This window comes from Microcystis sp. M090S1, from assembly GCF_020246295.1.
GTDB classification, from domain to species: domain Bacteria; phylum Cyanobacteriota; class Cyanobacteriia; order Cyanobacteriales; family Microcystaceae; genus Microcystis; species Microcystis aeruginosa.
The window spans coordinates 1-11658 of the sequence record NZ_JADBTF010000450.1; the positions used below are offsets into that span (position 1 = coordinate 1).

12 protein-coding genes and 1 pseudogene are annotated in these 11658 nt (G+C 43.7%); 6 read left to right on the top strand and 7 right to left on the bottom strand.

Features of this window, described 5'->3' with window-relative positions; all coding sequences use genetic code 11:
- Positions 1-523 precede the first annotated feature (523 nt).
- The 3 genes and pseudogenes from IM477_RS19630 (at position 524) to IM477_RS19640 (ending at position 1835) form a co-directional block, all read left to right on the top strand.
- Positions 524-705, top strand: a pseudogene (locus tag IM477_RS19630) (hypothetical protein).
- Positions 706-894: 189 nt separating this feature from the next.
- Positions 895-1476: a DUF1997 domain-containing protein gene (locus tag IM477_RS19635; RefSeq protein WP_287733160.1), complete on the top strand. Its 582-nt coding sequence runs from the start codon at positions 895-897 to the stop codon at positions 1474-1476.
- A gap of 8 nt (positions 1477-1484) precedes the next feature.
- Positions 1485-1835 carry a Rieske (2Fe-2S) protein gene (locus tag IM477_RS19640; protein WP_002798923.1) on the top strand — a complete coding sequence of 117 codons (351 nt, stop codon included), beginning with the start codon at positions 1485-1487 and terminating at the stop codon, positions 1833-1835.
- Between the two features lie 338 nt (positions 1836-2173).
- On the opposite strand, the gene IM477_RS19645 is transcribed toward IM477_RS19640, so the two are convergent.
- From IM477_RS19645 to IM477_RS19655, 3 genes are all read right to left on the bottom strand, one after another.
- On the bottom strand, positions 2174-2986 hold the full coding sequence (locus IM477_RS19645; RefSeq protein WP_287733161.1) for a DUF362 domain-containing protein: 813 nt from the start codon (positions 2984-2986) through the stop codon (positions 2174-2176).
- Positions 2987-3001: 15 nt separating this feature from the next.
- On the bottom strand, positions 3002-3997 hold the full coding sequence (dusA, locus tag IM477_RS19650) for a tRNA dihydrouridine(20/20a) synthase DusA (protein ID WP_287733165.1): 996 nt from the start codon (positions 3995-3997) through the stop codon (positions 3002-3004).
- 334 nt (positions 3998-4331) lie between these two features.
- Entirely contained in the window at positions 4332-5696 is a 1365-nt protein-coding gene (locus IM477_RS19655) for a collagen-like protein (protein ID WP_287733166.1), read from the bottom strand.
- A 206-nt stretch (positions 5697-5902) separates the two neighbouring features.
- Here IM477_RS19655 and IM477_RS19660 point away from each other — a divergent pair, with 206 nt between their 5' ends.
- Positions 5903-7192, top strand: coding sequence for a glucose-1-phosphate adenylyltransferase (locus IM477_RS19660; protein WP_287733162.1), 1290 nt, complete (start codon positions 5903-5905; stop codon positions 7190-7192).
- A gap of 104 nt (positions 7193-7296) precedes the next feature.
- On the opposite strand, the gene IM477_RS23215 is transcribed toward IM477_RS19660, so the two are convergent.
- On the bottom strand, positions 7297-7479 hold the full coding sequence (locus IM477_RS23215) for a hypothetical protein (RefSeq protein ID WP_061430960.1): 183 nt from the start codon (positions 7477-7479) through the stop codon (positions 7297-7299).
- 209 nt (positions 7480-7688) lie between these two features.
- Here IM477_RS23215 and IM477_RS19665 point away from each other — a divergent pair, with 209 nt between their 5' ends.
- The gene (locus IM477_RS19665) at positions 7689-8786 is read left to right on the top strand and encodes a patatin-like phospholipase family protein (RefSeq protein ID WP_287733163.1); all 1098 of its coding nucleotides are present in this window, start codon (positions 7689-7691) and stop codon (positions 8784-8786) included.
- Between the two features lie 302 nt (positions 8787-9088).
- On the opposite strand, the gene IM477_RS19670 is transcribed toward IM477_RS19665, so the two are convergent.
- From IM477_RS19670 to IM477_RS19680, 3 genes are read right to left on the bottom strand one after another with little or no spacing between them, the layout of a single operon-like run.
- Entirely contained in the window at positions 9089-9607 is a 519-nt protein-coding gene (locus IM477_RS19670; protein ID WP_287733164.1) for a TolB family protein, read from the bottom strand.
- Positions 9604-10140 carry a TolB family protein gene (locus IM477_RS19675; RefSeq protein WP_287675704.1) on the bottom strand — a complete coding sequence of 179 codons (537 nt, stop codon included), beginning with the start codon at positions 10138-10140 and terminating at the stop codon, positions 9604-9606. Before IM477_RS19675 ends, IM477_RS19670 begins: the two co-directional genes overlap by 4 nt.
- Before the next feature lie 12 nt (positions 10141-10152).
- Entirely contained in the window at positions 10153-10968 is an 816-nt protein-coding gene (locus IM477_RS19680; protein ID WP_287675703.1) for a Ycf66 family protein, read from the bottom strand.
- 581 nt (positions 10969-11549) lie between these two features.
- On the opposite strand from IM477_RS19680, the gene IM477_RS19685 reads away from it, so the two are divergent.
- A partial coding sequence (locus IM477_RS19685; RefSeq protein ID WP_287079164.1) for a helix-turn-helix domain-containing protein occupies positions 11550-11658 on the top strand: 109 nt, incomplete at its 3' end.

An 11658-nucleotide genomic window follows, 5' to 3' on the forward strand; every position in this document is an offset into this window, starting at 1 on the left:
ATCATAACATCGTTGTTAAATAAAAATCTTTCTCAATTAATTCTTAAGAATTTGTAAATATTGCGGAATGTTAATTTAAATATTCTCAAGCTTTTGGAGTTAGTATATAAGTTTTGCTTATATACGTCCGAAAATAGAACTCCTGGAAAAATCCAACATCTACCATTGGGTTAGAATTCTCCGAGTCAGGAGATTATTTTTATTTATTCTTCCCACTTCATAAGACCTCTTGTGAAAACCAAAAATTGTTGTTAGGGCTAGGAGTCAGTAGCCAGTAGTCAGTAGTCAGGAGAATTAAGAATGAATAATAATTAACTAAATGGTCTATAGCGGTAAGCGCTTGAGTGAGATACAGACCAAGCTTTGCCTAGCATGGTTTATAGCTCGTGACACTGTACCTCATACGACTGCACACCGCTATATTTACATATTTTATGCAATTTAATCCTTATTTTTGCCGTTTTTGAACCATCAAAAATTAATTATGCAAGAGGCCTATAATTCATAGTTCAGGTTCTTCGGTTTGTCTTATGCAACGTACAGGGTTATAAGGAATGAAACTATTATAGAGAAAGACATTTGGCGATTTTTGTCAATTGTTTTCGATCTAGAACGAACTAATCAATAGAACTCTTGCCAGATAAGGATTTAGTCGATTTATTCCCCCCTATTGAACCATACCAAGTAACGAAGAACCATTCATAATTCCCCTTCTCCCCCACTGTTTACTTAAAACCCCCCACTGAGCGCTGATCACTGAAAAAGGCCTAACTTTGGGCAAAAATCTGGTTTATGTCCCCTCTTAGCGATAAAATTTCTACATCTGGACCGTCGAAAAGTATAAGTTTTGTAAAGTAAAATTAAGAAGGGAGACAAATTTAAGATAGCCAACTTATGGAAGTAACTTTTACCGCTGCCGAATCCCTAGAAATTGTTGTTGCCGAACAAACCATCCCGATTCAGCATTATCTGCGCCAACCGCAAAGATTAGTACAGGCTATCGTTGAGACTAGCTTAACTGAACACTTGTCTGAGAATCGGTTTTGCCTAAAAATGCGTCCCCTAAACTTCTTGAATATGTACTATTTTCAGCCCACGGTTATTCTCAATGTCTGGGCTACCTCTGGGGGAACGATATTTTTGCAATCAGAAGACTGTCAGATCAAAGGTATTGATTATATCAACGATCGCTTTAGCCTCAATGTTAAAGGCAAACTCGCTCCTGTGGAAAAAAATAATCAAACCTATCTAGCGGGGAAAGCCAATCTTGAGGTGAAAGTTGCCCTACCACCGCCATTATGGTTAACCCCGCGTCCGCTGTTAGAAATCGCCGGCAATAGCCTCTTAAAAGGGGTTTTATTGCGGATTAAACAGCGTTTAATGAGTCAATTGTTGCAAGATTACCAACAATGGGCTAAACAGGACATTATTGCCCAAAATTACCCCGAAACCATTCTCGATCTCTCCCTTGGTTAAATAAAAATATGAGTTGGACAAAAGTATTATCTGTAGATTCCCTTGCCCCCGGCGCCCGTCAAGTGGTAAAAGTGGGGGACAGTTCCATTCTCTTGATTAACAATAACGGTCAATTCCACGCCGTCGGTAATCGTTGTCCTCATTTAAAATTATCGATGACGAAGGGCCAAATTACCGAGGATGGCGCGATCGTTTGTCCCTGGCATCGTAGTTCTTTTGATCTCTGTAGTGGTGCTGTCAAAGACTGGATTACCTGGCCCCCTGTGGTTAACAAAGCGATGGCGGCAGTTTCTCAACCCCAAGCTTTACCCGTTTATCCCCTTCGCATCGAAGACGGCAGCATCTGGATAGACGCTTGACATCCTCACCGAGGTGGGTTTTGGGCAACCTAAAGAGCAGTTGCTTTAACCGACAATGGTTAGTCTTTGAGAATGCCAAACGCTACCTCGCTCCCTTCCGTAAAAACCCAGTTATGGATTGTTCCCCTACCCCGCTCCTAGGGTTGATTCCAGGTAGGGTTGATTCCAGGTAGGGTTGATTCATGAATCAACCCTACCCCGCTCCAGTGATCCCCACTCTCCTGTATATTTTTTAAACAGGATTGCGCGAGGTCATTCTGTTATTCTGACTTCCCCTCCTGACGACCGGCTCCTGACGACCGACTCCTAACCCCACCAAGAAACTTTTTCAGCAAACCCTAATTGGTTCCGTTCAAAAATTGAGAACGAAGCAAATCGATCGCCTCTAAATAACTCGGCATCGGTTCATCACCTAACAGACAAGCACTGCGATCCACGCTAATCATATCATCACCCCAAAACACTTGACCGAGAGGAATAGATTTTCCTCGATCCGGTCGCCAATTGCTACTAAAATATTTAAGATTAGCGTCCACCACTGCCCCATCAAAAAGATGACCGATACAAAAATAAACATCCTGTAAAATTAGCGGTACGGAAGGGCGATGTAATTGCCCCCGCGAGTTGGGACTACGGGCTTTATAATGACTACGGGGAAAGAGTCCATAGAGATTTTTTAAAGAAGCAGAAATCAGGGGTTTATCCTTTAAATGGGTGCGTTTTAAGGTTCCAATCGTGATCCGACAATCCACTTCTTCGATAATTTTAGGGGCAAACATCGAGGGAAAACGGACAGGAGAAGGGGAAAGATTCGGATATTCTTGCTGGGGTAAACTATCAGCATCAAGAATAGTTATTCCAGGATCGAGAATAGATTTTACTCCCAAAATATCGATAATTTCTCTCAAAGAAATAGCCGAACATACTCCCTCTACCAAGATAATTTCTGCTCCGGGATTTACCCCTCTCAATCCCCGCAAAACTTGACTTAATACCGGCAGACTAACCGTTACTGGTGGTGGCACAGGATAACCTAAATTAGGTTTAATTAAAATACGTTTAGCTGTGATAGCTGCCCGGGGAGGTTGATAAACAAAATCCGCCATAGCTGAATTTTTTACCCCGGCAGTAATTGAGGATTGGGTAATCATAGAAAAGAAAATAAATCAATGGGAAGCTGACAGATTAGCCAGATCATTTAGGGAGTTTACCTGCTGTAAAGCTTGCCAGATTACCCCGGAATCGGCCCCAGGAAAATGGCTATTTTCACTAATATAACGCTTCCAGGCCTTAGTTCCGGGCTGACCGGCAAAAAGCTGTAAAAAATGTTTGCTGATCTGGTGTAATTTATAACCTTTACTCACCCACTCATCGATGTAGGGAAGCATTTTTTTGATTACTTCTTCCCGGGTAGGAGGAGTAACCGATTCCCCATAAAAATCTCGATCGACTGTGGCAAATAAATAGGGATTATCGTAGGCTGCCCGACCGATCATGACCGCATCTACTAATTGTAAATGTTGTCTAGCCTGTTCTAAATTAATGATACCGCCGTTAATTTCAATAAACAAATGGGGAAACTGATTTTTTAGGCGATAAACATCATCGTAACGTAAAGGGGGAACGGTGCGATTTTCCTTGGGACTTAATCCCTGTAACCAAGCTTTACGCGCATGGATGGTAAAACGTTGACAACCCGCATCCGCAACAATACGGACAAAATTAGCCATATTTTCGTAACTATCCTGATGATCAATGCCAATTCTCTGTTTTACAGTCACGGGAATCGATACAGCTTGATTCATTGCCGATATTCCCCTCGCGACTAATTCCGGGTTAGCCATCAAACAAGCGCCGAAATTGCCCTCTTTTACCCGAGAACTAGGACAACCCACATTGAGATTTACCTCGTCATAACCCATATCTTCGGCTATTTTAGCGCATTCTGCCAAAAGATAGGGATTATCACCCCCTAACTGCAAAGCGAGAGGTTTTTCTGCTAGGGAGAACCCCAGCAACTTATAGCGATCGCCGTGTTTAATCGCCATCGTCGTGATCATTTCCGTGTAGAGAAGGGGACGAAGGCTAATTTGTCGCCAAAAATAGCGAAAATGGCGATCGGTATAATCCATCATCGGCGCCACACTTAAAATATTGCCCATCTTTCCCTTGATTTTCTCCTTCAGGGTAGCCATTGATCGCTGATCGGGACATTCTCCTGGTTTCCCCAGAGAAGAACCGGTCTTCCTCTCAACATATTTTAGAGCCTTTTGGTAAGTAGGTAGGCGTTAAAAATTATCAGACACCACCCTTATCAAGGGGGGACTAAGGGTAGGGTTGATTCATGAATCAACCCTACTATGAATCAACCCTAGTACTAAGGGGGGATCGAACCTAAAATCTATTTTTAATTTAATTATAACCAGCTACTTAAGTTGACTATCTAAATTACTGGTTAAGACTGCGCCGGAGAAAGGACAAGGGAGCTTTTTTGACTTATCTCCGTGGGATATTTGCCCCTTTAATCGTGTCGCGAATGACGAGTTTTTGTTCTTTGGAATAACCGGCAAAAGAACGAGTAGCAAGTAACTCAATTTCTATCCCCGTACCCGATCGCAAAGATTCCACAGGTAAGGGTAATTGACCGATATCGAGAATAAATTGATTACCCTCCTGTCGGATCAAATTAGCGGGCATATCTCCTTCATAGCGAGTGACAAAATCAGTTCTGGGACTGGTTTGCAGGTCGTCTGCTTGCCAACGAGTGACGCGATAACGCACTTTAAATTTAGTGCCGATTAAATTCGATTGGGAAGCTTTATCTTCGAGAAAAAGCCTTAAATCAGTACCATTTCCTGTAATACCTTTTGCTTCTAATTGGGTGACATCTCGTTCAAAAACAGCATTATAAACGACAAATTCCGTAACATTATTGCGTTTTTGAGTGGTTCCCTCGATCCAGAGGTCACTGGGGACAGTTACCTTCATTTCCTTTTGATCATCGAGGGTTAAAGTAAAACGCTGATTAGCAAACCGGTTAAACTCTTGGGGGGCATTCCAAATTAAAATAAAAGAACGTTCCGATCGATCTACTAAAATCCGATATTGATCATCGATCAGGGAACCGGGGGCAAATAAAGACACTGCCCCGGTGCGAGTTTCCCAACTATTTTTAGATAGAATATAACCCCGTTCTTTTAACTCCGAAAGGGGAACAGTTGCGCTCGGTTGATCGGCAGTTAAAGGGCGATCGATTTGAATTAAAGTTAACTGTCCTAAACGACCCTCGCGACCGTTACGACCACTATTACCCGTCGCCCCATCGAGACCATCCTGACAGCTAAATTCTCTGGTGGTACAGCTATAATTGGCATCACCCGGCCTACCGCTGCAGGTTTGAATTGTCCAGAAGGGTTGGGAACAGCGACAACCCTTGCCCCTCTGGCCTCCCTGACCCCCAAAACCCCCAGCGCCTCCGGCCGCATTGACCGTTACTTGTCTTAAAAAATCTAAATTAGTGGCATAGAGGGTTAAAGCGCCGCCATTGCCCCCATCACCCCCATCACCCCCATTGCCACCGTTACCACCACCGGCCGCCTGGAGATTTCTGGTTACGTTGCCCGGTTGACCGCTACAGTTGCCATCGCTGCCATTGCTGCCATTTTCACCATCGACCCCTTTTTGTCCTGAAATATCGAGTTTTAGGGGAGAACCATCGAGAAAAAGGGTTAAACTGTCACTATTTTTGCCTTGGCCGCCGACCTTGCCAGCTTTTCCGCTTTGGCCCTGTTTACCGAAAGTCTGTACATCGGAACCTTGGGCTAACCAAGAACAGCGATCGCCAGTCACCGTGGCGGGCATTAGGTACGGTAAAGGGATAAAAAAGGTGAATATTAATGATTTAGCCCAAAAATTCATGATTTTAGCGAATTTATCCGCAAAGACTCCGATCAATTCCCTCTTGATGACTTTTAGATCTAGATTTTTGTTTCCCCTCTATCAATAAGGTGCGCTATCATCCTACACTTACTTTGAGAAGGAAACAGCCAATCGCGAGGGTTACGCGCGTGAAAAAAGTATTAGCTATTATCTTAGGTGGCGGGGCTGGAACTCGCCTTTATCCGTTAACGAAACTGCGGGCAAAACCTGCCGTCCCCCTAGCGGGAAAATATCGCTTAATCGATATTCCCGTCAGTAATTGTATTAACTCCCAGATTGACAAAATCTATGTGTTGACGCAATTTAATTCCGCTTCCCTCAATCGTCACCTCAATCGTACCTATAATTTTACGGGTTTTAGTGATGGTTTCGTGGAAGTTTTGGCCGCTCAACAAACCATGGAAAATCCTCAATGGTTCCAAGGCACGGCCGACGCGGTACGACAATATATCTGGACGATGAAGGATTGGGATATCGATGAATATCTAATTCTCTCGGGAGATCATCTCTATCGCATGGACTACAGCAAGTTCATCGAACGCCATCGGGAAACCAACGCCGATATCACTTTATCGGTGGTTCCCATCGATGAACGTCGCGCCTCCGCTTTTGGGGTGATGAAAATTAATGATTCGGGGCGAATTGTCGATTTTTATGAGAAACCCAAAGGGGCAGAATTGGCAAGAATGCGGGTAGATACGACGATTTTAGGCTTAAATCCGGACCAGGCCCGTCAAAATCCCTACATCGCCTCCATGGGAATTTATGTCTTTAAAAAGAATGTTTTAATCGATCTGCTCGATGCCAATAAAGAACAGACCGATTTCGGTAAGGAAATTATTCCCTCGGCCGCTAAAGACTACAATCTTCAGGCTTATTTATTTAAGGGTTACTGGGAGGATATCGGGACGATTGAAGCCTTTTATGAGTCTAATCTCGCCTTGACCCAACAACCAAATCCCGCCTTTAGTTTCTACGATGAAAAAGCCCCCATCTATACCCGTTCTCGCTATCTGCCACCGACAAAAATGCTCAATTGTACGGTGACAGAATCGATGATTTCTGAAGGTTGTATTCTCAAAGAATGTCGCATCCATCACTCGATTTTAGGTATTCGTAGTCGAGTCGGCAAAGACTGCACGATCGAGGATACAATGCTGATGGGATCGGACTTTTATGAGTCTTTCCCCGAACGGGAAAGTCTCATCGGAAATGCCAAAGTTCCCATGGGTATCGGCCCTGGTTCGACTATTCGTCGGGCAATTGTGGACAAAAATGCTCGCATTGGTGCCAATGTTTTAATTGTTAACAAAGATCGTGTGGAAGAAGCTAATCGCGAAGATTTAGGTTTCTATGTTCGCAGCGGCATCGTGGTTATTTTAAAAAATGCCACTATTCCCGACGGGACGGTGATTTAATCTATCAGTTATCAGTTATCAGTTATCAGTTATCAGTTATCAGTTTTTCCATTTTTCTAGTTATTATCGCTTGGATATAGCCGCAGGCTGATGGCTTCAGCTAATTAGGGTCTGCTGAATAAATCTAAAAACCTTGTTGGATAAGACTTTTGGACTTTTTTCCCCTCAAAAAGTGCCAGCCATTGCGGGGATCGGGGGGAAAATTCCTGGACTTTTTCCCTGAAAATTAGGTAGTTGACCACCTGAAAATCGATAAAACCCCACACCCCACACCCCACACCCCACACCCTGCCACCACCGAAAAGCTTTTTCAGCAAACCCTAATTACCTAGACAATTCCCTTGAAACCCTATTTCTAGAAGTGATAGCAAAATCTCCCGAGCAGCTCTTCTGGAAAATAAGAAAAATTTCTATATTTTTGGGTCTGATTCTAGGGTTTCAATTAACCTTAAATTAAAAGCCTAGGGCTTAGATAGAAGCCATTCAAAGGATATTTATGAAAGCCAAAATTGCGATCGCTTGTCAGGGAGGCGGCAGTCAAACTGCTTTTACTGCTGGTGCCTTGAAAGCATTATTTGACAATAAAGTGCAAGATTACTTTAATATTGTCAGTCTCAGTGGTACTTCTGGCGGTGCTATCTGTGCATTTTTCACCTGGTATGCTCTCAAAAAAGGTGATAGCGTCGTTTGGAAAAGAATGATTGATTTTTGGGAAGATAATAGCGCTCGAACTCCCCAAGAAAAGCTATTTAATGACTCAGCTATTAAAGCTCTAGAATTAGCCAGCAAAGGATTAATTCCCCAGTATAATCTCAGTCCTTCCTCTCCAATTACTAAAACCTTATTTTCCCTAGCTACCTACGGTTTACGCGGTCGCTTTACCAACTTTGATCAGTTACTAAGAGCGCATATTGATTTCTCGGAATTAGCCACTTGGGGAGCTAAACCAGAACCACCAATTTTATTAATGGGGGCCTGTAATGTCCTGACAGGAAAATTAAGTAAATTTAACTCGCGCGAGGAAGCAGTTAAAATTGAACATATCCTAGCTTCTGCCTGTGTTCCTAACATTTTTCCTGCCGTCACCATTGAAACTATGGCCTACTGGGATGGACTATTTTCCGATAATCCCCCCATCCGTTCTTTAATTCGCCGTGAATTTGTCGGAGTCGAAAATATTCCCGATGAAATTTGGGTAATTAAAATTAATCCCACCTCTAGAGATAAGATCCCCGTGCAATCCGATGATATTGCTGATCGCCGCAATGAATTAGAAGGCAATGTTTCCCTATTTCAAGGTCTCGATCAGATTGACTTTCTCAATCAATTATTTCTCAAAGGAGCCTTTAAAGAAGAATTCTTGCGCGAGATCGCCTTAACAGAACCATTTAAAATTCCTAAATCTTTCCCGGAAGATCCCGATCAAGATTACCATATTCCTATGATCGAAATGTCGGCGGAATTAGCCAATAGTCTCAACTATGAAAGTAAACTCGATCGCTCTCCTGCCAATATCCAGCGTCTGATTGCTGACGGGGAAAAACAGGGAAAACAATTTCTAGAACATCGACTAAAAGCTATGGGTTTAAGATAATTTTTGAGGGTTCAAAAACGGCAAAAATAAGGATTAAATGGCATAAAATCTGTAAATATACCATTTATAGCGGTTTTCACAGAAGTGAGTCCCGATTGCAACGCTGAAACGCCTATCTATCAAGAGATTTACTATACCTCATTAGACTGAAAACCGCTATAATTGATTATTATTCATTCTTAATTCTCCTGACTACTGACTACTGGCTACTGGCTACTGACGACCGGCTACTGACGACCGGCTACTGGCTACTGACTCCTAACCCTAACAACAATTTTTGATTTTTATAAGAGGTCTAATGATCACTGATTTTCATTGACTAATACCCGTCCGGATAGATCGTAAATCATAATATCCCATTGCCCATTTTTTGCCGCTTCAAAAGCCACTTTAGAACCATCGGCACTGATGATCGGATTGCGTACTTCCGCGAGCAGATCGGGAGCAATTTCCCTTCTCTGTTGAGTTTGTCGATCATACAGATAAATAGCCGTTTTTCCCTGACGACTAGCAGTAAAAACGATATAACGACCATCTTCACTAATGGAAGGACTAGAAGCGATCTGATCGAGAGAATTTAGTCCGGGTAAAGACAGTAAACGGCGATCGATGGCATCAAAAAGATAGATAGCTTGGGAACCATTGCGATCGGACGCAAAAACGAGATAGCGAGAGGCAAGATAGGGAGTTAATTCACTAGCAGCACTGTTTAAAGTTCTCCCCCCTCGATCGAAAGGAAAAGACAATAAACTGGGATAACCCGCACATCCAGTTAACAAACTAATTACAGCAACAAGACTAATAAAAAAATGACGTTTCACGGTTTGGGACTTTCAACGGGACTGCCATCGGCAATATCCAACTCGATATTCGGACCGCGATCGAGAACCTCCACATCCCATTGTCCCCGACGAGCGGACTCAAAGACAAGATAACGACCATCGGGACTAAGACGGGGATTTCGCAACCAACCGCGATAATTTTGACTCAATAACTCAGAACGATCGGTAATGCGGTCATATAAAGCGATGACGGGACGACCCTCAATAATCACCACATAAGCCAGATAACGCCCCGTTTGGCTTAAACTGGGGCTATCGGTAATTTCTTGACCCGTATATAATCCCCCTAGGGCCTGGTATTGTTTTGTCTGCAAATCATAAAGCAGCATCTGATTACTACCGCGGCGATTAGACAGCAAAGCAAGCCAACGACCATCACCGCTCAGGGCGGGTTTTTCGTCATTGTAGCGACTATTTAGGGTTCCTGTAGAGAAACCGGGGTTATTGAGATTACAACCGCCTATAACCCCTAAAAACAAGCAGATAAACAGTAAAAAGGGAGGTTTGGTCATCGGACCTACTCCTTAATAATCAAACCTAGTCGGATTATCATTACTCGACTCCCGTTCACTATTATCCGGTCTCTCCCAATCTTCTCGATCGCTCGTATCGCTAGGATCGATCGGTTGATAATCGACGTATTCCCCTTTAAATGGCGGATCATCCTCAATTATTGGGCGAGGACGACGTTTTTGGCTAGTGCGGGGCGGTTTACTGCTCGTCTCTTCACTAGCGGGACGACGACGGGGACGGGGACTGGTTTCTTCCCAATCATCACCGCTACGGCGCTGATCATAAACATCTCGATCGCTAGTGGGGGAACTATTGCGGGGACGACGATTAGCCGTTTTGCGACTGCTAGTATCGGCCGGCCGACGGGTGCGGGTGCTGCGGGGTTCCTCGTCCTGATAACTAGAAGTACGGGAAGAGCGGGGATCATCGTAACCGCGTAAACGGGGATTATCTTCGTAACGTTCCTCCGGTTCGTAGGTGTCGAGGGGTTCTAATTCGGCCTGATATTCCCGACTCACAGGACGTTCATCCACAAAAGACGTGCCGCGGCGGGCCTGTTCCGTGGTTAAACCCCGCAATTTTACCGTCTCGAAGGCAAAAAACACCGCTGCCCCGGTCAGCAAAAATTGTCCGAATTGCAAAATCGGATCCAGTCGCCACCCTTGAAAAAGTAGAATTAAACCGCACAGTAAACCAACGGCGGCAAAAAATATATCATGATCCCTGGAAAGTTCCGGCCGCACCGAGCGCAGGAAGTATAATCCCGCTCCGGCCACTGCCAGAAAAATTCCTAAGATACTGGCCGAATTCAGCCCAAAATTGACCATCTTTATCTCCCTTCTCGGTGCTTAAATTCAAGAATCGAGTCTTTATCTATAGCCGTCAGTTTTCAGCAGCAATCTTGCTGTTTTTAACTCAAGGAGTCGATCTATATCCTAACCCCCAAGTCTAGCACTATATCTATCATCCTCGATTCTAACTTACTCGATCGAGCCTAGCTCACACAACTATTGTTGAGGAAGTGGAGAAGTGGGGAGACCACTTCGTGCGCGTTGCGGGGGGAAGTGGGGAAGTGGGGAGATTTTATCAGTGAACAGTGAACAGTAAACAGTGAACTGAAAACTCACATCTGATAACTGATAACTGATAACTGATAAGGCTGAGATTTTAACAAAATCTTTAGGAATTGCCCATTGACAGGATTGACTAAATGTGATATATGGGTTTCGGGCATTTTAACGTGATTTCTTGATGACTTTTGAGCGATCGCTATCGTTGGGAAGTTAATCGCCGAAAGTCTGAAAGGAGGGATTTTCATCGAAAATTTGGGTCTGAAACCCCGTCGTTCTACGACGGCTTTACTGTTAAATATTAGCGCATTTACGAAATATATGCTAAAATGTGAGGTATGGAAAAAGCCTATTCGTTTCGATTTTACCCCACACCCGAACAAGAGTCGCTATTGCGGCGCACATTGGGCTGTGTAAGATTAGTTTACAATAAGGCACTCCATCTCA